The sequence below is a fragment of the Streptomyces sp. JHA26 genome (assembly GCF_002005565.1).
Classification (GTDB): Bacteria; Actinomycetota; Actinomycetes; order Streptomycetales; family Streptomycetaceae; genus Streptomyces.
Genome location: NZ_BDJC01000055.1, coordinates 24,963 through 44,872, shown reverse-complemented (window position 1 = coordinate 44,872; position 19,910 = coordinate 24,963). Strand labels below are relative to the sequence as shown.

20 protein-coding genes and 2 pseudogenes are annotated in these 19,910 nt (G+C 69.7%); 11 read left to right on the top strand and 11 right to left on the bottom strand.

The window, feature by feature from the left end:
- Positions 1-308 precede the first annotated feature (308 nt).
- On the top strand, positions 309-1,181 hold the full coding sequence (locus JHAT_RS27115; RefSeq protein WP_077800897.1) for a class I SAM-dependent methyltransferase: 873 nt from the start codon (positions 309-311) through the stop codon (positions 1,179-1,181).
- 61 nt (positions 1,182-1,242) lie between these two features.
- On the opposite strand, the gene JHAT_RS27110 is transcribed toward JHAT_RS27115, so the two are convergent.
- Positions 1,243-1,674, bottom strand: coding sequence for a hypothetical protein (locus tag JHAT_RS27110; RefSeq protein ID WP_077800896.1), 432 nt, complete (start codon positions 1,672-1,674; stop codon positions 1,243-1,245).
- Between the two features lie 112 nt (positions 1,675-1,786).
- Here JHAT_RS27110 and JHAT_RS27105 point away from each other — a divergent pair, with 112 nt between their 5' ends.
- Both JHAT_RS27105 and JHAT_RS27100 read left to right on the top strand, forming a co-directional pair.
- A complete protein-coding gene (locus tag JHAT_RS27105) occupies positions 1,787-2,614 on the top strand; it encodes a helix-turn-helix domain-containing protein (protein WP_077800895.1) in 828 nt (275 codons plus the stop codon).
- 730 nt (positions 2,615-3,344) lie between these two features.
- Positions 3,345-3,694, top strand: a pseudogene (locus JHAT_RS27100) (alpha/beta hydrolase); the annotation flags it as partial.
- A 287-nt stretch (positions 3,695-3,981) separates the two neighbouring features.
- On the opposite strand, the gene JHAT_RS27095 reads toward JHAT_RS27100, so the two are convergent.
- From JHAT_RS27095 to JHAT_RS27085, 3 genes are all read right to left on the bottom strand, one after another.
- Positions 3,982-5,226: an MFS transporter gene (locus JHAT_RS27095; protein WP_253195622.1), complete on the bottom strand. Its 1,245-nt coding sequence runs from the start codon at positions 5,224-5,226 to the stop codon at positions 3,982-3,984.
- 189 nt (positions 5,227-5,415) lie between these two features.
- The gene (locus tag JHAT_RS27090) at positions 5,416-6,807 is read right to left on the bottom strand and encodes an amidohydrolase family protein (protein ID WP_077800894.1); all 1,392 of its coding nucleotides are present in this window, start codon (positions 6,805-6,807) and stop codon (positions 5,416-5,418) included.
- 193 nt (positions 6,808-7,000) lie between these two features.
- Complete coding sequence (locus JHAT_RS27085) at positions 7,001-7,756, bottom strand: Atu4866 domain-containing protein (protein ID WP_077800893.1); 756 nt, start codon at positions 7,754-7,756, stop codon at positions 7,001-7,003.
- Positions 7,757-8,241: 485 nt separating this feature from the next.
- On the opposite strand from JHAT_RS27085, the gene JHAT_RS27080 reads away from it, so the two are divergent.
- Entirely contained in the window at positions 8,242-9,000 is a 759-nt protein-coding gene (locus JHAT_RS27080) for a hypothetical protein (protein WP_077800892.1), read from the top strand.
- Positions 9,001-9,151: 151 nt separating this feature from the next.
- Positions 9,152-9,451, top strand: a complete 300-nt coding sequence (locus tag JHAT_RS27075) for an Atu4866 domain-containing protein (protein ID WP_107482028.1) — start codon at positions 9,152-9,154, stop codon at positions 9,449-9,451.
- A 229-nt stretch (positions 9,452-9,680) separates the two neighbouring features.
- Here JHAT_RS27075 and JHAT_RS27070 read toward each other — a convergent pair whose 3' ends face one another.
- The 6 genes from JHAT_RS27070 to JHAT_RS27045 form a co-directional block, all read right to left on the bottom strand.
- On the bottom strand, positions 9,681-10,556 hold the full coding sequence (locus tag JHAT_RS27070) for a helix-turn-helix transcriptional regulator (RefSeq protein WP_077800890.1): 876 nt from the start codon (positions 10,554-10,556) through the stop codon (positions 9,681-9,683).
- A 116-nt stretch (positions 10,557-10,672) separates the two neighbouring features.
- Positions 10,673-11,554: a helix-turn-helix transcriptional regulator gene (locus tag JHAT_RS27065; RefSeq protein WP_077800889.1), complete on the bottom strand. Its 882-nt coding sequence runs from the start codon at positions 11,552-11,554 to the stop codon at positions 10,673-10,675.
- A gap of 283 nt (positions 11,555-11,837) precedes the next feature.
- Positions 11,838-12,230, bottom strand: a complete 393-nt coding sequence (locus JHAT_RS27060) for a type II toxin-antitoxin system death-on-curing family toxin (protein WP_077800888.1) — start codon at positions 12,228-12,230, stop codon at positions 11,838-11,840.
- Positions 12,227-12,421, bottom strand: coding sequence for a ribbon-helix-helix protein, CopG family (locus JHAT_RS27055; RefSeq protein ID WP_007445201.1), 195 nt, complete (start codon positions 12,419-12,421; stop codon positions 12,227-12,229). The genes JHAT_RS27060 and JHAT_RS27055 overlap by 4 nt, the downstream gene beginning before the upstream one ends.
- Before the next feature lie 339 nt (positions 12,422-12,760).
- Positions 12,761-13,147, bottom strand: coding sequence for a transposase domain-containing protein (locus tag JHAT_RS36010; RefSeq protein WP_171991073.1), 387 nt, complete (start codon positions 13,145-13,147; stop codon positions 12,761-12,763).
- Between the two features lie 85 nt (positions 13,148-13,232).
- Positions 13,233-13,679 carry an Rrf2 family transcriptional regulator gene (locus JHAT_RS27045; protein WP_077800886.1) on the bottom strand — a complete coding sequence of 149 codons (447 nt, stop codon included), beginning with the start codon at positions 13,677-13,679 and terminating at the stop codon, positions 13,233-13,235.
- Between the two features lie 79 nt (positions 13,680-13,758).
- Between JHAT_RS27045 and JHAT_RS27040 the strand changes: the two genes are divergently transcribed.
- From JHAT_RS27040 to JHAT_RS36005, 4 genes and pseudogenes are all read left to right on the top strand, one after another.
- Entirely contained in the window at positions 13,759-14,616 is an 858-nt protein-coding gene (locus JHAT_RS27040; RefSeq protein WP_077800885.1) for an NAD(P)H-binding protein, read from the top strand.
- A 4-nt stretch (positions 14,617-14,620) separates the two neighbouring features.
- The gene (locus tag JHAT_RS27035) at positions 14,621-15,916 is read left to right on the top strand and encodes a multidrug effflux MFS transporter (RefSeq protein WP_216353449.1); all 1,296 of its coding nucleotides are present in this window, start codon (positions 14,621-14,623) and stop codon (positions 15,914-15,916) included.
- Complete coding sequence (locus JHAT_RS27030) at positions 15,894-16,670, top strand: MBL fold metallo-hydrolase (protein ID WP_077800884.1); 777 nt, start codon at positions 15,894-15,896, stop codon at positions 16,668-16,670. The genes JHAT_RS27035 and JHAT_RS27030 overlap by 23 nt, the downstream gene beginning before the upstream one ends.
- A 189-nt stretch (positions 16,671-16,859) precedes the next feature.
- Positions 16,860-17,087 (top strand): annotated as a pseudogene (locus tag JHAT_RS36005) (hypothetical protein); the annotation flags it as partial.
- Positions 17,088-17,091: 4 nt separating this feature from the next.
- Here the strand turns inward: JHAT_RS36005 and JHAT_RS27025 are convergent.
- Positions 17,092-18,129 (bottom strand): amidohydrolase family protein, encoded by a 1,038-nt coding sequence (locus JHAT_RS27025; RefSeq protein ID WP_077800883.1) that lies wholly within the window; start codon positions 18,127-18,129, stop codon positions 17,092-17,094.
- A 212-nt stretch (positions 18,130-18,341) separates the two neighbouring features.
- Between JHAT_RS27025 and JHAT_RS36000 the strand changes: the two genes are divergently transcribed.
- Positions 18,342-18,968 (top strand): hypothetical protein, encoded by a 627-nt coding sequence (locus JHAT_RS36000; RefSeq protein ID WP_375603594.1) that lies wholly within the window; start codon positions 18,342-18,344, stop codon positions 18,966-18,968.
- A gap of 223 nt (positions 18,969-19,191) precedes the next feature.
- The gene (locus tag JHAT_RS27015; RefSeq protein ID WP_077800882.1) at positions 19,192-19,797 is read left to right on the top strand and encodes a lytic polysaccharide monooxygenase; all 606 of its coding nucleotides are present in this window, start codon (positions 19,192-19,194) and stop codon (positions 19,795-19,797) included.
- Positions 19,798-19,910 lie beyond the last annotated feature (113 nt).

Below are 19,910 nucleotides of genomic sequence, written 5' to 3'. Positions count from 1 at the left end.
AGCCTCCACTCCGGTGGTCCCCGCGCCCTGCGGAGCCGACGAACCTGGGAATTCACTCATTTTGTTCCACCCTTTCCACGGAGACCGGAGCGCGGCCCGGTCCCGGTGACCGATGTTGGCTGCGGCAGCCCTGTGCCGTCCAATACAAGGGACTTCTGGCTGCCAGTAGCATTCGCTATGAGTTCATAACGAACGCTACTGGCGGTCAGAAGGGGCGATTATTGGACGCGGTGCGAAGCCGTGTTCCACGATGGCAGGCGCCGCTGAACGGTGGCCCATCCCTATTCCTCCCGGCAAGGAGCAGTTACATGGGAAATTCCGAGAGCACGGCGGAGATGCACCGAGTCTTCGATGCCGCAGCAGCGGTGTACGACCAGAGCGGCGTGGAATTCTTCGGGCCCATCGGCCGGCGACTCGTCGAATTCTCCGGAATCGGCGCCGGACAGTCCGTGCTGGATGTCGGCTGCGGCCGTGGTGCCGTCCTCTTCCCGGTGGCCGAGGCAGTCGGAGCCGGCGGTGAGGTGGTCGGTATCGACATCTCGGAGGAGATGGTCAAGTACGCCGAGAAGGACGCCCGCGAACGCGGTCTCGGCCAGGTCACCACGCACCTGATGAACGGGCAGCAGCCGGAGTACCCCCCGGCCCGGTTCGACGCAGTCATCGGGGGCTTCAGTGTCTTCATCTGGACCCACGGCCCGGCGGAACTGAGGCCGTACCGCGAACTCCTGCGGCCCGGCGGCACCTTCGCCGCGAGCGCCCCTTCCTTCTTCCCGACCGCGACCGGGAAGTGGGGTTTCCTCCCCGAGGACGTCCATGACCTGCTGCTGCCTCACATGACGCAGGCCAAGGAGGGAGACGCCTACGACTGCCCGTTCACGAACATCCACAACAACTGGCTGGTGACCGAGGAGGCCGTGACGAGCACGCTGGCCGGCGCCGGCTTCGTGGACGCGGAGGTCGTCGAGGAGGACCTGCTGATCACCGTCGAGTCCGGGGACCAGTGGGTCCGGTGGACCCGCACGCACGGGATGCGCCGCCTCTGGGACCGGCTCGCCGAGCAGGAGGCCCAGGAACTGGCCGCCGAGGTCGCCCGCAGGCTGGATGCTCTGCGCGGGGCGGACGGGATCATCACGCTGCCCACCCCGATCGTCTACATGCGGGCCCGCGCACCCCGGGACTGATCCCGTCGTCCTGTCGTGGAAGCCGACCATGGCGTGGACCGAGCCGGTGCGCGCCACCGCCTCATGCAGCGGCGGTCATGCGCCGCAGGCCCGCGAACTCCAAGAGGGCGTACACGGTGACGACCAGTGCGCCGATGAGCATGAAGGCGACTCCGAAGCCGGTCAGGTCGACCAGGCCGGCGAAGGCCAGCGTGACGCAGGCGACGGCGGAGGCCGCGTTCACCGCGATCACGGCCCGGACCAGTCCGGGCGGGATCACTGGATAGCCCGCGATCAGGGCAAGCGCGGCCGCCCCGCCGAGCTGGTAGATCCCGAACCCGACCGTGAACCCCACCGGCATGCCGGTGGCGGAACCGAGCGGCACACAGGCCGCGATCAGCATGACCGCCATCACTGCAGTGCTCGCGCTGTCGACACGCAGCACGAGGCGCAGGAAGCGCGCCGTGTCGAGCGAGGGGGTGGCCGTGTCGACGGTGGGCAGGGCGTGCGTCATAGCGGATCTCCTCCTGGGGGGTTCGTGGGTCCACCGTGACACGCCACTCGTCGCGGAATCCATGACCTCAGAGGTCATGGTTCGGCGACCCGGTACTTACTACTGTGGAAACATGCAGACGGACGAACGGTCGCATGTGGGGCTGTTACTGCGGGACTGGCGGCAGCGCCGCAAACTCAGTCAGCTCCACCTGGCGTTGAAGGCGGGCACCTCGACCCGCCATCTGTCGTGTGTCGAGACGGGCCGGGCCCGGCCCAGCCGGGAGATGGTGCTCCGGCTCGCCGAACACCTCGAGGTTCCTCTGCGCGACCGCAACGGACTGCTGCTGGCCGCCGGTTACGCGCCGGTGTACCGGGAGACCCCGTTGGACAGCGACCGCATGGCGATGGTGCGCGCGGCACTCAGCAGCATGCTCGCGGGGCACGAGCCCTACCCGGCAGCCGTCATCGACCGCATCTGGGATGTCATCGACTTCAACCGGGCCATGTCCGTTCTGCTCGACCTCGTCCCGCCGCATCTGACGGACCCGACGGCGAACGTCATGCGGTTGATCCTGCATCCGGACGGCCTGGGCTCCCACTGCCTGAACTTCGCGGAGGTCCGCGCCCATGCCCTCGGCCGCCTCCTGCATCAGGCCAACGCCACGGGCGACCGCGATCTGCGCGAGCTGTACGAAGAGGTGTCCGAGTATCCGGCTCCACCGGGCGTGGCAGCCGAGCCCGCGTGCGTCGACCCCATGGGGATCGTCGTACCGCTGAGGATCGGCACGCCGTACGGCGTCATGTCCTTCTTCAGCATGATCACCACGTTCGGGGCGCCGGAAGACGTGACGCTTTCGGAGCTGGCGGTCGAGGCGTTCTTCCCGATGGACCGCTCCACGGAAGCCCTCCTGCGCTGCCGGGCGGCGACCGGCGACGGGGGCGGTGGCCTTGTGAAGTGACCCAGCGTGAGGAGATCTGTGCGAACCAGCTCCGCGTTGAGCAGGAGGCGAAGGCTGCCGGACGTGACGCTCGTTTGACGCTCTGGGGGCTCGGGCGCTGCGCGGCGAGCCCAGAAAGCAGCTCTGGCCTGCTCTTTTCTGTGACTCGCTCGGGTCGACATCTTTCCGATGACCCACCACGTTGAGTGTGTGGCGATCCTTGAACCGGCCGCGAAGGGCTCCTGACCTGCGGTTTTGTGCGTGCGCATTATGTGCGGTGTGGGCGTTACGGGCGATATCTTGACGCTGAAATGACGCTCATTTGACGCTCGTCCTGATGGGTCGTCAGGTGCTTTGCGCCGGTGGTCAGGCGGTCTGTTGGCTACGCGGCTGTGGCAGGTCAGCGGGAATTTCGTCGTGCCAAGCGGTCTTGCTCAGCCACATCTGTGGAGCGCCCAGCAGTCCGGATCCTTGGTACGCCGGATAGAGGCCAGGCGCGTGACGCGTAGAACTGCGAATTTGGCGAGGTGGTCCGGGCTCAGAAGCCGTATCTCAACCGATCTTGGAACGTGTGGTTCGAACGGAGTTCCTGCTCGGGCGATCTTTCGGTCGTACGCGCATGAAGGCAGGGCCTCCTGGTAGCTCGGGGGTGCGACCCCATTCCGAGCGGATCCCGGAGGCCCTGTTGTCGTTGTTGTACGCGCCCACGCCCGTTGACTTCAACTCACCCGCCGTGTCGTGCGATTAGGACGTACACCGTCACCTGTCCGAGTTCCGCACGGCGTCCCCGGTGTTCGGCGACTGGATGGCCTGGGGCTGCTCCAGTGCACCGGCCGGCCCGTCGACGGCCATGCACCCACCGTCGAAGTGTCGGCCGACGGCGCGGATCCCGTCCTCGTCATCGGCAACACCGGTGACCCGGCCACGCCCTACGAGGGGGCCGAGAAGATGGCGGACGAACTGGGGAAGAAGGTCGGCGTCCACCTCACCGTGGACGGTGAGGGACATGGCACCTACGGCGTCAACGACTGCCTGACCGGGCTGGTCGACACGTATCTGCTCGACGGGACGGTCCCGAGGAACGGCACCAACTGCTCATGACGTCGCGCCCCGCGTCCTTCCCCGGTCGGCGGCCTCCGGCGCCAGTCACGGGCAATGAAGCGGACTCTCGCGTACCGGCCCCGGCGGAGCACCACGCTCGCGGCGTGCGGGCAGCACCGCCCGCACGCCTCGGGGCCACGGCCGGACAGTCTGCGCACCGGCCGTCAAGCGAGGCCGTCGCGTCCAGAGGTGCGCCGCGGCGGCCGGCGTGTGTGCTCCGGACGCGTGCGCTCGCGAGGCCGCGGCAGACGGTCCCCCGGCCCGTGACGGGTTCCGGCTCTCGCGGGTCAGCCCGCGGGATCGCGACCAGCCACGGTCGGCGTGCCGCTGTCCGCCGCCGTCCGCTCGTGGGCCGGTCCGCCGGGGGCCGGTGGCGGGGTCGCGAAAGCGCCTTGGTCCCGGATGGCCGGCAGGGCCAGGAGGGCGCCCAGGACGAGCACCGCGGCGACGACGAGCAGGAGGCCGTTGAAGCCGAGCCCGGCGAAGACACCGGCCATCTGCGGGCCCAGGCTGGCGCCGATGAACATGCTGCATCCGTAGAAGGCGACCGCCGTGCCACGCGCGTGGGGGGCGAGGGCGCCGATGGTCTCGACGACGGCGGGTGCCGCTACGGCGACGGCGGCCACGAACAGCAGCAGTGCGACGGCCAGCGACACCGTGTGGCCGCCGAGGAAGGAGCCTGCAGCGACGGTGAGGGCGGCCAGGAAGAAGGCGGAAGTCGCACGCAGCGGGGCGCGGAGCCGTTGCAGCACGGGAACGAGCAGGGGTACGGCGATGAGGGCGGGCAATCCGCTGGCCCGTAGCGCGAGTACGGCGCTCGAATTGCCTGCGATGCCTGGCGGTCCGGCGATGGCCACCGCCGTGTAGAGGGCGACGAAGGCCGCCATCAGGGCGACCGTGGCCAGGCACAGGGCGCCCAGCCGGGGCCGGCGCAGCAACCGTGGCATCGCCGTGAACGCCTGCAGCAGTCCACCCTCGTCGCCATGATGCGCGGTAGGCCGCAGCACCCGGCGCACCGGGACGAGGCTCAGCGCCATCAGGGCGGCGCCTGTCCAGAAGACAGCGCGCCAGCCGGCGTGGGCCGCGAGCACCTGGGCGCCGATCTGCATGACGACGGCGGCGGCCAGCATGCCGCTGGTGACGCAGGTGAGAGAGGTGCCGCGGCGCTGCGGCGCGATGTGCCGGGCGACGTAGGAGAGCGCGGAGGGGGCGAACGTCGCGGCGGTCAGTCCCTGCAGGCTGCGCAGGACGATTACGGTGGGGAGGTCGGGGGCGAAGCCGACCGCCGCGGTGGTCACCGTGGCGGCCACGAGTCCCGCGGTGATGACGGCGCGGGGCCCGTAGCGGTCGGAGAGCGGGCCGGCGAGGAGGAAGCCGGCGGCGTAGGCGAAGCCGAACGCGGTCGCCGTCCAGGTGGCCTGGCCGGGTGTGGTGCCGAGCGTGGTGGCCATGGGCTGCAAAAGGGCCAGCACGGTGTACATCTGACCGACGATCAGCACACCGAGTGCGGTCAGCAGGACGGTGGTCGGCACGGCCGGAGCCCAGCCGGGCGGCCGGTCGGGTGTGCTGACGGCGGAGTGCTTGCGAGGTGGGAAGGGGTGGGACACGAGAACTCCGGGGATGGCGTGGTGGCTGCCCCGGGTGCCGACGCATCGCCGGGCTGGGGGCAGGGGTGCCCCCGCCGCCGGGCAGAGGCGGCCGGAGGCACCCACGAGGGGTGTTCAGGCGGCCGAGGCGTTCAGCACGTATGCGCGTGAGGCGTCGACCTCGCGGCGCAGGGCGGGCAGGTCGACGTCGAGAACGTGGCCGTTCCACTTGCGGGGCTCGCCGTTCACCAGGACGGCGCTGATGTTGCGGGCGTCCGAACCCAGCACGATCGTGCCGATGGGGTCGTTGAGCGGCATGTTGTTCAGGTCCTCGGCCTGGATGACCAGCAGGTCGGCCTTCTTGCCCGGGGTCAGCGAGCCGGTGACGGCGCCCAGGCCGTTGGTGCGCGCGCCCTGGAGGGTGGCGAAGTCCAGGACGTCATGGGTGGTGATGCGGTTCGGCTGCCCGTCGGAACCGTACGTGGCGTGGACGGCCCGCATCCGCTGGATGGCGTGCAGCGCGCGCATCTGCGTGAACATGTCGCTGGCCAGGGCTACCTCGACGTCGATGCTGAGTCCGGGGCGGATGCCGACGGACAGGGCCTCGTCAACGGCGGGGACGGCGGTTTCCAGACCGATCTGGGCGTCGGAGGTGGGGGCGAGCGCCACCGTGGTGCCCGTCTCCCCCATCACTTTCCATGCCCGGGAGCTCAGTCCGGTGGCGTGGATGAGGGTGACGTCGGGGCCGAGGAGGCCGTCCGTGGCCCAGCGTAGGACGGCGTCGGAGGAGGCCGTGCCGAATACGGCGTCCACGCTCACTCCGATACCCAAGTCCTGCGCCACACGCGCGAGTCCGGGGCCGTACGCGAGTGCTGGTCCTGCGATCTCGTCGGTGGCGAGTGTCGCCAGGCGCAGGGTGAGCAGCTGGTCGTCGCTACTGAAGTACTGCTCCCTGAGGCGAGTGAGGTCGCCGGGCCACTGCTGGTCCCAGTCGCCAAAGTGCGGGCCCATGGCGGCATGCACGCCCCGGAGGCCGGTGTCGCGGAGGGCTTCGACGGCGGCGTCGGAGTGTGCCCGGGTGCGGGAGTTATGGGAGAAGTCGAGCATGGTGGTGATGCCGCTGTCGAGCGCGGTGAGCGCGGCCAGCTTGGTGCCGGTGTACATGTCCTCGGGTCGGTAGACAGTGGCGTAACCGGCAAGCGTGGACATGACGTAGGCGCCCAGATCGTCGACGTCCGGCATGATTCTGCGCAGCTGGGCTTCCCAGGCGTGCCGGTGGGTGTCGACGAAACCGGGGCTGAGGACAGCGCCGGTGGCGTCGACGACCACGGCGTCGCCCGCGTCGAGGCAGGGGCCGATGGCGGTGATGGTGTCGCCCTCGACGAGCAGGTCGGCGTCGGTGAGGACACCGAGGCTGGGGTCCATCGTGACGACGGTGGCACCGGTGAACAGGATGCGCCGCTCGTGTGCGGGGCGGCGCCGGAGCTGTTCGAGGACGGCCGCGCTGGTGGTGTCGTTGACGTGCATGGTGGATCTGCTTTCCGTGCTACGGGGTGGGATCTTGGAGAGGGAGGGACGCGGCGTGCGGGGCAAGGCATCGATTCCGGACGCGTGGCACCTGGGCCGGCGCCCCTCCGGCTGCCCTGGCCGGGCAGGCCACGGCAGCCGGACAAGGACGGGTGGTCGCCGTGATCGCCGCTCGGTGATTGGTGCCCGGAGGTCAGCCAAGCTTCATGACGTAGCCCGCGTGGTGCAGTTCGTCGCCCCGGAATTCGCCGTAGGCCCAGAAGCCGAGGTCGTCCAAGTAGTCGATGCGGTCGTCGTCGATCCAGAACCGGCCCTGGTAGGCGTGGGGGCGACCGCCCCGGGTCTCGTCGTAACGACCGTCGACGGTGAGTTCCTGGTGCAGGAAGTCTTCCCGGTCGATCCAGACGCCGATGCGCGGGCTTCCGGTCAGGTCCGCTGCCGCGGGAATGCCCGGCTTCGGGGCGGCCGGCCGGCCGGGTACCTCGGCGCCCGCCCACCGGACGGGCTTGCCGGCTGCGACCAGCGCGCGGACCTGCTCCGGGCGGGACAGCAGGGTGGCGACCGCGCTGGGCACGTCGGTGGCCAGTTCGTCGGGCACTACCAGGAAGTCGGTGGCGTTGCCCGGAGTGAGCGTCGCGACGTACTCCGCGCGCCGGTCGCGTCCACCGGCCAGAGCGATCGTGTCCACGACGGCGGGGACGACGGACATGCCCGTGCAGTCGACGACGATGGCGTTGTCGTCCTGCGCCGCAGTGACGATGGAGGGGCCGACTCCGACGATCAGGGAGCCGACGAACAGGATGTCAGCCCCGGTCATCGTCCCGATCAGCGGGTCCATCGTGAGGATCCGGGCGTTGGTGAACAGGACCGGGCGACCGCTGTCGTCGGAGACGATTTCGGCAAGCGCCTGCAGGTTCCAGTTCATGGCGGTGGTATCGGTGTTGGTCATGATGTTCCTAGGACGAAGTGCGAGTCATCAGCCGGACTGACGAACGCAGGAGAGGCGTCGTACAGACAACGGGCTGCTACTCGGCAGTGACAGTGGCAGCCGCTGCACGACCATCAGGTTCGTCGCCCCGCGCAAGCGGAACCAGGCCGCTCTGTGCCCAGGTGTGCCGCACCCAGGGTCGGAGCGGGCTGCGCTTGAGGGGTGGGTGCGGCGCCGCTCCACAGGTAGAGGTCGGACAACACGCACAGACCCTGGGAGTCGCCGACGCCACGTCGCCCTCGGGCCGGCGATGGTCCGAGGGCGACGCGGTGTGTGGACAGGCCCAAGGACCCTGGCAGTTGGCGACGGGGGGCGTTGTCGGAGGGGTGCTCTACCGTGTTGATCAGGCATCGGGCCCCGCCCGCACGGTGCCCAGCAACCGATTTTCGCCAGAAAGCGAACTCGTGAGCAACTGAGACAAACCCATCGGCCACTCCGGCGCTCCCGTGGGGCAGACGTCCCACAGCAGCGCCTTCCGGGCCTTCGCCCGGCGGCACGGGGTGTCCGACGACGCCATCACCCGCCTGCTGTGGAGCATGGAGCCGGTGGTGTACTTCGAGTGGAAGGCGCCGAAGCGCGTCCGGCCCGATGACCGGGTGATCGGTCACATCGGAGGGTCGCCGGCGCTGCCCGTGGACATGGAATGGGAGGTGGGCGACATCTTCGTCGCCGCCTTCGACCTCGCCGCGGTGCCCCGGACGCTGTTCGACGACATGCTGCCCCGAGAGGGGCACCTCCTGCTGTTCACCTGGTCGGACGCCAGCGACGGCAACGCGCTCTACATACCGCCCGGGACCGAGACGACCGTGCGCCCGGCGCCCGTCCCGAGCGAACCGGACCTGCGGTTGGGGTCCTCCCACATGGTGCTGGACCGCTGGACCATGGTCGCTTCCCGCGACGACGCCTGGGACGCCCACGCCTGGCTCATCGGCGAGGAATACGGGGGCATCTGGGACGAGGCGGAAGGGGAAGAGTCCGAGTGGCACGCTCGGCTGGAGGCCGCCGTCGAGGAGTACGCAGCCAAGGTCGGCGTCAGGCCGGCCATGGACAACAGCACCGACAAACTGCGGGGAGTGCAGCGGAACGTCCACGACAGCTGGGACGACAGCACCGAGGCGTTCCAGCGCCTGCGGGAAGAGGCGGTCCTCGAACCCAGGGACGCTCCGGAGCGGTTCGACGAGGTTGAGCACTACTGGTTGGGCTGACCCCGGCGGTGTGTCAGGCCGCGTGACGGCTGAGGTCACTGCCGCCCACTGCGGCCATGGCTGTGTCCGTGGGTGCGTGGCCCCCAGGAACCCTGCACCTGGGTATGCGGCTGCCTGGTCGCTTCCCGTCCCGGAGACGAGCATGGGGGCCATGACCAGCAACGACACGCCTCGCGACCCGCACCCGTATGTCGGGATGTGGGTGACCGCGGACGGTTTCATCCGCCAGGAACTGCTGCCGGACGGCCGCTATGACGAAGCCCGAGGGGAACATCGGAGCGCCTACACCGGCCGCTACACCGTCACCGGTGACCACATCGACTACATCGACGACACCGGCTTCACCGCAACCGGCGACGTCCGCGACGGTGTTCTCTTCCATGAGCACCTGGTGCTCTACCGCGAGGACGACGAGCGTCTCCGTCAGCCAGGCGTCCCCCCGCACGGCTGACAGTCGCGGATCTCCGGGCCAGGGCCATTCGTTCCGGGCAGCAATGCCGGGCAACGGGCGGCCCGACGCCACACGGTGCGGTGGGTATGCCGCCCTGCCGCACTGTCGGGGGCGCGATATGACCCGCCCTTGCGATGGACCCGGAACTCAGGGTTCTCGGCCGGGTCGTCTGCCGCCGGGACAGCACCCGGCCGTTCCGCCCCGCGTTCCCGGGCACGGACGGTGACCTTCAGCTTGCGCTGAAAGTCAGGCCGGGATACTCCCGTTCCACCCGGTGCCGAGCCCCTCGACCGGTACCGCGCCGTAGTTCGGCGAAGGCGGCCGCGGTGGCACTCGCCGGTTCGGCTTGGTAGACGATCAACTGCTGGTGCGGGGTGCCGCTGACGGTGAAGGCGGAGAAATGGATCTCCAATGCGCCGACCGCAGGGTGCGCGAGACGCTTCGCCTGCTGGGTCTTACCCCTCACCTCGTGTTGCGCCCACAGCCCGGCGAATGCGGGGCTCTTCGCACTGAGTGTGTCGACGACCTCGGCGATGCGCGGGGAGTCGGGGTCGTGCCCATAGGCGACGCGCAACGCGGCAGCGCACGAGCCGGCTGCTTCGTCCCAGTCCTGGTAGAAGGTGCGTCCGGCCGGGTCCAGGAAGGCCATGCGGGCCAGATTGTCGAAGCGCTGGAATCCGCTGTGCAGGACCGCGGCGAGCGCGTTGTGCGCCAAGACGTCCAGGGCCGGTCCGAGGATGAAGGCGGGGGTGTCGGGCCAGCCGTCGATGAGCTGGAGAAGCTGGGAATGGATCCTGTCGTCACCGGCTGGTGCGTTGCGGCGCTGCCGGGCTGTGCGGGTGAGTCTGCGCAGGTGATCGTGGGCCTCGTCGTCGAGGCGGAGGGCGGCGGCGATCGCGTCGATCATCTGGGGCGACGGGCTGGTCTCCCGGCCCTGTTCCAGGCGCATGTAGTAGTCGGAGCTCACGCCAGCGAGCATGGCGACCTCCTCGCGGCGCAGCCCCGGCACCCGCCTGCGCCCGTACTCGGGCAGGCCGACGTCCTGCGGTTTGAGGGCTTCACGTCGTGCTCTGAGGTAGTCGCCCAAGGGAGTGCTGTCGCTCATGAAACCAGCCTAAACACTGTCCGGTCCGGGCAGAACGGGTGGTGTCCTGCCCCGGCACGGGTGCAGGCTCTCCGCGTCCGGCAAGGGGAGCTGCTCGCCCGCCCTGTCCGGCCTTCTCAGTCGCGGACGGCGCCCGGTTCCGCGTTCCGCGTGGGCTCGGGGCCGGCGCGTAGCGAACCGAGCAGGGTGAGGGCGTCGGCGGACGGAGTGCCCGGTTCGGCCTGGTAGACGACGAGTTGCTGGGTGCGGGCACTGTTGATGGTGAAGGACTCGTAGTGCAATTCCAGGTCGCCGACCTCGGAGTGGTGGAAAAGCTTGGCCTCCTGTGTCCTGGTGCGCGCGTCGTGGTGTGCCCACAGGGTGCAGAAGTGGTCGCTGCGTACGGACAGCTCGCCCACGATTTCGCTCAGTCGCGGATCGTCGGGGCCGGCGCCGGCTGCTCGCCGCAGTGTCGTCACCGTCGACCGGGCGGCCCGGTCCCAGTCCCGGTAGAAGCGCCGCGCGACCGGATCCAGGAAGGTCATACGCAGCAGGTTGTCGGCTCGGGCGAAGTCGGCGTACAGGGCGCTTGCGAGCCGGTTGCACGCCAAGAGGTCCAAGGCCGTGCCCAGGACGAAGGCAGGGGTCTCACTCCACGTGTCGAGCAGTCGCCTCAGGTGCGGGGCCACACGTTCGACGCGCGGCGCGCGGCCCGTACGGCGTGCAGCCGGAGTGACAATCCGGCACAGGTGGGCCACCGCTTCGTCGTCCAGCCGCAGAGCCCGCGCCACAGCTTCGAGTGTCTGCTGCGAGGGGTGCTGCTCGCGGCCCTGTTCCAGACGGGTGTAGTAGTCGGAACTCACGCCCGCGAGCACGGCTACCTCTTCACGTCGCAGACCGGGCACCCCGCGGCGACTGGAGGTGGGAATGCCTACGTCCTCTGGGCGTAGGCGGGCACGGCGTGCCCGCAGGAACCCTCCCAGCGCGTTCTCGACGGCGAGGTCCTTGTCTGTGTCCATGTGTCGAGGCTAAAGCTGCGCACCGTCCTGTCCCACGGCTGTAGGAGGGTGCGTTTTACCTGGGAGCAGCGCACCCTGGGCAACCGCGCGGGCTCGAACGACTGTGCTGCGGGCGGGCGCCCGTGCGCGGGCCGCGCACGCTCAGCGGTCGCCGGGGGCGCCCGCGTCTCCCGTCCACGAGAGGGGCGGCAAGCCCGCCAGCAGGCTGCCTCGTGCGGCGTCCACATGCTCCCCGGCAGGCCGGGGTCCGGCTGTCGCCCGAACGCCCTTGCCTCGTCGAACGTCAGGAAACGGGAAACCAGATCGCGAGGCGCTTGGCGATCGCCGGAACATCGACGTTGTCCTGCGCGACTTCCTCGACGAACGGACCGGCAACGGAGACGGGCGGCGGCACGGTACTCGCGCTGACGCCGTTGAACCGCAGGAAGACACGCATGGCGAGCCAGGCGGTGCGCTTGTTGCCGTCGATCAGCGCGTGATTACGGGCGACGGAGTGCAGCAGGGCCGCAGCCTTCTCGTGCAGCGTGGGATACAACTCGGCCCCGAACACGTTGGTCCGGGGTCGCTCGATCGCCGACACGAGGAGGCCCATGTCGCGCACGCTGTGCTCGGTGCCGTTGACCGTGCGGGCGATGGCCAGGATCTCGTCGATCTGGAGGTAGCGCACGGTCGTCACTTCAGGTAGTCCAGGATCTCCGCATCGCTGTCCATCAGCTCGGCCAGGACGTCGTCGACCTTCAGCTCGGCCCGGTCCTGGGCGTCACGGATGGCCTCGATGGCAAGTTCCTGCTTGCTGCGGCCCTCCCGACGGGCCCGCTCCGTAAGCTTCGCGTCCAGGTCGTCAGGGAGTCGGAGTGTCATCGCCATACCCAGATGATACCTGACCGGTATCACATCGGCGGTCGAGCGTCCTGTTCCCCAAAAGTGCAGGCCGAAGATGGCGGCTCACAGCGCCTGCGAAGGTGCAGCAGAGACTTCCGTTTCGGGCGTCATCCGAGCGTCAAGAATCTCCGAAAGCCCCTCCGAGGGCGTCGCCCATGCAGGCACCTCACTCACGAACCCGCAGGTCAGCGACCTGCAAAGATCGATCCGTCGCCCGAACCGTTCCACGGAGGGAAACAGGTCGAGCACCACCGAACAAACCTGAAAGCCCAAGAAAGCCACAGGTCAGAGCCCCTTTGCGGCAGGCTCCAAAATCGCCACGCACTACCACCGCGACGACACAGCCGAGGCCCGGCTCGGGGAGCACCACGAGCGTGGCCCGCAATGGTGGACGAAGGACCTGCGCCTGTTCGGACCGCACCATCCGCCGTGCGCCGGGGACTGGATCGTTCGTGAACGCATCCCGCTCGCCGACCTCGGCCTGGACACCGACGGCGTGACGTTCCGGCCCGCGATGATCGAGCGCCTGACCGAACACGCCGCCCGCGTACGGCAGGAGGCCGACCAGGCACCCACCGCATTCTCCGCGACATCGTCGTAGGAGTCCTGATGGAACAGCGCCAACGCCGGCACGTAATAGATCATGAACCGGGAGGGCAGCGCCCCCGGACGCCGGTCCCGCCGACCGCACTCCACCAGCGCCTGGTCCACCAACTCCGGCGCCCTACTCGGTCAACACGCCCAGCTGTCCGTCCGGCGAGCCGTGAAGCCGAGGAAGTCGAACCTCCTGTCGAGACTACTCGCCTTGCGGCGATGGCTTCGGCGTGGGCAGCCCTCTCAGTACGTCACGGATGGTGAAGTGCCCGAGCTCGGTCGTCATCGCATCGGCGACCGTTCGGTCGAGCGTGTCCAGACTCTCCTGTACGGTGCGGCCCACCGCACAGGTCGGGGCGGGCTCGTGCCGACCGAGTACCTGGTCGGTTCCCTGGAGCAGCGACCAGACGCGGTCGAGCCGGATGTCCGCGGCGTCCACTGTGAGCTGCCAGCCCCCGTGGACGCCGGGCCGTGACCGCACCAACCCTGCGTTTCGCAGCGGGCCGAGCACGCGGCGCACGTGGACGGCGTTGACGTTGGTGCTCTCGGAGAGCTCCTCCGAGCTCACGGTGCGGCCCTTTGTGACACCGGCCAGATAGGTCAGCACATGAACGGCGACGGCGAACTGGGTGTTGGTGGAGCGGGCCATGCGGCCATCTTGCCATTCCGTAGCCGTCATGGCTACAGTTCAAATTGTAACTGTGATGACTACAGATTGGTGTGGAACAATGATCGGCATCACTGGTGCTTCCGGCCCTCTCGGGCGTGCCACCGCCGAACTGGTGCTGCGTGCCGTCGATCCGCGTGAGGTCGTCCTCACCACGCGTACGCCGGAGGCTCTCGCCGACCTCGCCACCCGCGGCGCGCGGGTGCGGCAGGCCGACTTCGGTGACCCGCGCACCGCGGCGGCCGCGTTCGCCGGTGTCGAACGGCTCCTGCTCATCTCCACGGACGCGGTGGGTTCCCGGCTCGACCAGCATCGGGCGGCCGTCGAGGCGGCGGCCGGGGCGGGGGTCTCGCACATCGCGTACACCTCCGTTCCCGAGCCGGTGCCCGCCAACCCCGCCGTGGTGGTCGCCGACCACGCCGGCACGGAACAGGCACTGCGGGAGAGCGGGCTGCGCTGGACCGTGCTGCGCAACAATCTGTACGCGCACCTGCAGATCCCCGTCATCGAACAGGCCATCACCACGGGCCGGCTGGTGACCAACAGCGGTGACGGCGCAGCGGCGTACGTCGCGCGGGAGGACTGCGCGGCGGCGGCCGCGGCGGTCCTCACCCGGGACGGGTACGAGAACCGGGCCCTGGACGTCACCGGCCCGGCGGCGGTCACCGCCCGCGACCTGGCGGACCTCGCGCGCGAGATCGGCGGGCGCGAGGTCGAACTCGTCGGCGTCGACGACCACGCGTTCGCCACCGGACTCGAGGAAGCCGGCCTGCCGGATCCGGTGTCGGAACTGTTCACCTCGTTCGGCGCGTCGACGCGCGGCGGGTTCCTCGCCCACGTCAGCGGCGCGGTGGCCGAGCTGACCGGTCGCGAGCCGAGGTCCTTCGCGGACGTGGTGCGCGCGGCCCGGAAGTCCTGACCCGGTGACCACGGAGAACGCGGTGGCCACCCGGGCCGGCAGCGCAGGAGGAGCCGTCCGCAGGATCTGCGTGCTGGTGCTCCTGGCGGCCCTCACCGCTCTCGGACCGTTGTCCATCGACGCCTACATCCCCGGTCTGCCCCGGCTCGCCGACAACCTGCACAGCCCGGCGTGGGCGGTCCAGCTCACCGTCACGGCATGTCTGGCGGGTCTGGCGGTCGGGCAGCTCCTGGCCGGTCCGCTCAGTGACGCGCTGGGCCGGCGCGGGCCGCTGCTGTTCGGGCTCATCCTCTGCACGGCGGCGGGAGCGCTGTGCGCGCTCGCTCCGAACGTCTGGCTCCTCATCGTGCTGCGCGGGGTGCAGGGACTCGGCGGCGCCTTCGCCCTGGTGATCGCCTACGCGTACGTCAGCGACCTGCACGAGGGGAGGGCGGCGGCACGCTACTTCTCCCTGCTGACCCTCGTCACCGGCCTGGCACCGGTGCTCGCTCCGCTGATGGGAGCGCGGATCCTCGACGCGTGGAGTTGGCGGGCGGTCTTCGTGACCGTCGCGGCGTTCGGCGCCCTGGTCCTCGTCGCCTGTGCGGGAGCGCTGCCGGAGAGCCGTCCGCCGCGCCTGCGCCCGCCGTGGGAGTGGCGCAGGACGAGCTCGGTGTACGGCGGCCTGGTGCGGGACCGTACCCTGACCGGCCCCGTCCTCGCCAACGCCTTGACGTTCGCCGTGATGTTCGCCTACATCTCGGGCTCCCCGTTCGTCCTGCAGAGCCTGTACGGACTCAGCCCCCAGCAGTACAGCCTGGTGTTCGCGGTGAACGCGTTCGGGCTCGTCGCTGCGGCGGCGGCCGGCGGAGCGCTCGTCGGGCGCTTCGGCGCCGGGGCGCTGTTGCGTGCCGGTGTGACCGGCACCGCGGTCGCGAGTGTCGTCCTGCTGCTCTTCGCGGTCGCGGGCCTGGGACTGTGGCCGATCCTGGCGGCCCTCTTCGTCGCGATCGCCCACGTGGGACTGGTCCTGCCGAACGCGCCCGCGCTGGTCCTGCGGCACCGTGCACCGAACGCCGGCGCCACAGCGGCACTGCTCGGCTGCGGCCAGTTCCTGTTCGGCGGACTCGCCGCGCCCCTCGTAGGGCTCACCACCGCGCACAGCGCCGTCCCCATGGCCACGGTCATGGCCGTTCTCGGGCTCTCGGCTGTGACCGTACTCATCACCGTGACTCCTGCCGGCACGGCAGGACCCCCTGTCCGCACGAGCGGCGACCAGCCGCACGAGGAGGTTCACCATGACCACGAACACCGTCACTGACACCCTGCACCTGCGCCGCCTCGGGTGGGCGGGCATCGAGATCGGATTGGGCGGGACACTCCTGCTGGTCGACCCGCTCGAGAACACCGCTCCGCTCGCACCCGTCATGGGTCTGCCCCGGCGGCCCCTGCCGCCCGTCGACGCCCCGGCGGGAACACATGCCCTCATCACACATGTGCACCCCGACCACTACGACCGGGAACTGATCGCGCGCCTGGCTGTCTCGGGGACCATCGGCTGCCACTCTCCCACCGCCTCGGTGCTGGCGGAGGACGGCATTACGGCCGAGGCGCAGGAACTGGGGGAACCGCGTCGTATCGGTGGGCTGACCGTCACCCCCGTCGCGTCGCTGGACTGGCGCGGCAGCGACTGCGACCAGGTCGCGTGGGTCGTGGAGGGGGCCGGGAGACGGATCATCCACTGCGGGGACACCATGTGGCACGGCAACTGGTGGCAGATCGCCCGCGATCACGGCCCGTTCGACGTGGCATTCCTGCCCGTCAACGGCGTGATCGCCAGGTTCGAGGGTTACGAGGCCAACGTGCCCGTCACACTGACGCCCGAACAGGCCGTGGAAGCCGCGGCGGCTCTCGGCGCCACAGCAGCCTGCGCGATCCACTACGAACTGTTCGACAACCCTCCCGTGTACGCCGAACAGCCCGGCATCGCCGAGCGGTTCGGTCGCGCCGCCCGTGAGCGGGGCATCACACCTCACCTCGTGACCGACGGTGAAGCCGTGCCGCTCGACAACTGACCCCCGCCCGTCAGCGGTGCTGCCCGGTCGCGATGTGACACGACGTGTTCATCGCATTCCAGGTCCTGGCGGGCGGGCGACTGCCAGGCCCGGCCATACCGGCGCATCAGCCGCCGGACCGCTGCCGACCAGCGGTTCAGGTCCCACTCGAGGGCGATCATCCGTCCCCAGCTCTGCACCGAGGACCGCAAGATCTGCGACGAGGACATTGCCTGGCTCTCCCCGCTCAAGCACCGCAACCCGAACCTGCTCGGCCGCTACACCTTCACCGCCTCCACTCCGGCCACCGACGCCCTGCGCCGAACCCGGCTGGGAGTGAAGAAGGGTGCTGTGACACGTTCGCTTCGGCAGGTTCCGGGGACTGACGACGGGCCCGCCGGAGGGTGTGGTGGCATTCCGGTCGGCCCATGTGGGTAGCGCTTCAGGCGGACGGGCGCTTGGCGCGGGCGGTGAGGCGTTCCCAGTTGCGGTGGCCGATGTCGGCCTTCTGCTCGTCGGTGAAGGGCGAGTTCTCCAGGAAGGAGCGGGCTTCGCCGTTGCTGGTGTCGACGTAGGGGAAGCCGCCCGGGCGGAAGCCGTAGGTGAAGGGGTAGTCGGTGGAGTACAGCATCCGGTCGGTTCCCATCACTTCGGCGGTCCAGCGCAGGTAGCGGGGGCTGTTGGTGCCGCTGCCCGCGACCCAGAAGTTCTGCTTGAAGTAGTCGGCGAGGGGCTGGCGCAGGCGGCCTGCCTCGCCGAAGAAGCCGGTGTGGTCGAGGTAGAACATCACGACCTCGCCCCAGTGTCCGGCGATCACCTGTAGGTCGGGGAACCGGTCGAAGACCCCCGAGAAGATCATGCGGAGGTACTGGACGCCGAGGTCGTAGTACCAGCCGAGGCCGGCTCCGGCCAGCACCGGGCCCATGGGGGCCGGAAGGTCGGAGTAATAGGCGTCGATGACGGGCTGAGCCGGCGTTTGCGGGTGGAAGTGCAGCGGCACGGCGAGGCGCTCGGCCATCGCGTACAGCTCGTCGTTGTCCGGATGGTCGGCCAGCTTGTCCCCGGTGCGGCCGTAGAGCATGGCGCCGGGGAAGCCCAGCTCGACCACCGCGCGCTCCAGCTCCGCCGCGGCCGCGGCCGGTGACTGGGTGGGGATCGCGGCGAACGCCTGGAAGCGGTCGGGTCGGGAAGCGACGATCTCGGCGAGCTGGTCGTTGGCCTCGCGGGCCACCGCGACGGCGTCGGCCTTCGGCAGGTCCTGCACGCCCGGAGACGACAGGGACAGCACGGCGACGTCGATCCCCTGATCATCCATGTGGGCCAGCCGCTGTTCACCGACCACGTGCAGATTCTTTGCCACCGGACTGTCCCCGAAGCCGCGCGCGGGGATCCGGGGCGACCCCGCCCGCTCGTACGCCTCGTAGACAGCCGGCACGACGACGGTCTCTTCCACTCCGACAATGCGCAGACGGTCGAGCATGACGGTTCTCCTCACCCTGTGTTTCCGGTGGAACTATTCGAACGTTACCATCGATAGTATCGGTGAAATCAGTTTGTTGATAACGGTGATGGTGCCGTTGGCGTGGCAGCGCTGTCGTCGGTGTGTCTGGTGAACCGGCCTTTGCGCGGCGTGCCGCGGAGCCCGGCGCCACGGCGCGTGAACAGACGCGCCGCCGGGTCGTCGACGCCGCGATGGACCGGCTGGAGCGCGGCGGCCGCGACGCGGTCACCACCCGGGCGGTAGCCGACGCCGCCGGACTGCGGCCACCGGCCCTCTACCGGCTGTTCGGCGACGGGAAGGGCTGCTGGACGCGGTGGCGGAGCGCGGTTTCACCCGCCTCCTGGCAGTCGAGGAGCAGCTTGAATCCGCCTCGGGGGCCCGATCGGGGAACTGCGCGGCGGCTGGGACGCCGTGGTCGAGTTCGGGGTGACCGAACCCGCGCTGTACCTGCCGATGTACGGCGAGCCCACCCGGTCCACCGCCGTCACCACCTGCGAGCCGGCCGTAGGGGAGCAGGGCGCGGCCGGTGCCGCCCGCGCCCTGCGTGCCGTGGTGCCCGGTCGGAACGCCCTCAGCGAAGCCGAAGGGCAACTTCTGGCGGAATGGCTCCGTCGACTGCCCGTACAGCCGCTCGCTCGAGGCGGGGGCAGCGAGCCGTGCCGATGAGCCGGACGGTGCGAACGCCCCCGCTTTGCCGCCCATGCCGGCTCTGGCCCGGCCGCAGGGCCCATGGACCTCGGGCAGGCGGAGTCGTCCACCTGGTCACGGTCGGCGCACCGCGGTCGGGGTGGCCGGCAAAGGGTCCCGGCCGCAGGTGAGGCGAGCGAGGGGCTCGTCGGGCAGGGCCGGCAGATCCCCTGCTCGTCGTCACCTCCGTGACCAACTCCGTTTGTTTCATTGACATTTCACTGAGAGGTCGTACCGTTGGGAGCGCTCCCATAGTGCTTGGCGACTGGAAGGAGTTCCCCCCACATGCGCAAACAGAGCCCATTGACCGGGCGTTCCCGGTCGGCCCTTCGTCGGCCTCTCCAGGTGTTCGTCATGTTGTTCGCCGTGGTTGTCGGCGCACTGGCCTGGTCGGCCCCCGCCCAGGCTCACGGCACCGTCGTCGGCCCGCCCTCCCGCGCGTACCAGTGCTGGCAGAGGTGGGGCGGTGACCACATGAACCCGGCCATGCAGACCGAAGACCCCATGTGCTGGCAGGCCTTCCAGGCCAACAGCGACACCATGTGGAACTGGATGAGCGCGCTCCGCGACGGCCTCGGCGGCCAGTTCCAGGCGAAGACCCCCGACGGGACGCTCTGCAGCAACAACCTCTCGAGGAACGCCAGCCTGAACAAGCCCGGGCCGTGGAAGACGACCAGCATCGGCAACAACTTCTCGGTCCACGTGTACGACCAGGCGTCCCACGGTGCCGACTACTTCAAGGTCTACGTGAGCAAGCAGGGCTTCAACCCCCAGACCCAGACCCTGGGCTGGGGCAACCTCGACTACATCACGCAGACCGGCCGCTTCGCCCCGGCGACGGACTACAAGTTCAACGTCAGCACCTCCGGCTACACCGGACAGCACGTCCTGTTCCTGATCTGGCAGGCCTCGCACACCGACCAGGCCTACATGTGGTGCAGTGACGTGAACTTCGGCTGAGCCGGGGAGCACGACACACGGCACCGGCCTCGACCGGGCGCCGGTGACCCGCCGCCCGGCCGACCGAGCTCCGCCGGGGCAGGGGACCCATGTGGTCTCCCTGCCCCGGCGGA

Coding starts and splice junctions, on each gene's coding strand:
- JHAT_RS27025 (WP_077800883.1), bottom strand. CDS start 18,129: ATGCTCGACCGTCTGCGCATTGTCGGAGTGGAAGAGACCGTCGTCGTG.
- JHAT_RS27090 (WP_077800894.1), bottom strand. CDS start 6,807: ATGCACGTCAACGACACCACCAGCGCGGCCGTCCTCGAACAGCTCCGG.
- JHAT_RS27085 (WP_077800893.1), bottom strand. CDS start 7,756: ATGACCAACACCGATACCACCGCCATGAACTGGAACCTGCAGGCGCTT.
- JHAT_RS27065 (WP_077800889.1), bottom strand. CDS start 11,554: ATGGACACAGACAAGGACCTCGCCGTCGAGAACGCGCTGGGAGGGTTC.
- JHAT_RS27055 (WP_007445201.1), bottom strand. CDS start 12,421: ATGGCGATGACACTCCGACTCCCTGACGACCTGGACGCGAAGCTTACG.
- JHAT_RS27045 (WP_077800886.1), bottom strand. CDS start 13,679: ATGGCCCGCTCCACCAACACCCAGTTCGCCGTCGCCGTTCATGTGCTG.
- JHAT_RS27075 (WP_107482028.1), top strand. CDS start 9,152: ATGACCAGCAACGACACGCCTCGCGACCCGCACCCGTATGTCGGGATG.
- JHAT_RS27040 (WP_077800885.1), top strand. CDS start 13,759: ATGATCGGCATCACTGGTGCTTCCGGCCCTCTCGGGCGTGCCACCGCC.
- JHAT_RS27115 (WP_077800897.1), top strand. CDS start 309: ATGGGAAATTCCGAGAGCACGGCGGAGATGCACCGAGTCTTCGATGCC.
- JHAT_RS27070 (WP_077800890.1), bottom strand. CDS start 10,556: ATGAGCGACAGCACTCCCTTGGGCGACTACCTCAGAGCACGACGTGAA.
- JHAT_RS36000 (WP_375603594.1), top strand. CDS start 18,342: ATGGACCGGCTGGAGCGCGGCGGCCGCGACGCGGTCACCACCCGGGCG.
- JHAT_RS27015 (WP_077800882.1), top strand. CDS start 19,192: ATGTTGTTCGCCGTGGTTGTCGGCGCACTGGCCTGGTCGGCCCCCGCC.
- JHAT_RS27110 (WP_077800896.1), bottom strand. CDS start 1,674: ATGACGCACGCCCTGCCCACCGTCGACACGGCCACCCCCTCGCTCGAC.
- JHAT_RS27105 (WP_077800895.1), top strand. CDS start 1,787: ATGCAGACGGACGAACGGTCGCATGTGGGGCTGTTACTGCGGGACTGG.
- JHAT_RS27030 (WP_077800884.1), top strand. CDS start 15,894: ATGACCACGAACACCGTCACTGACACCCTGCACCTGCGCCGCCTCGGG.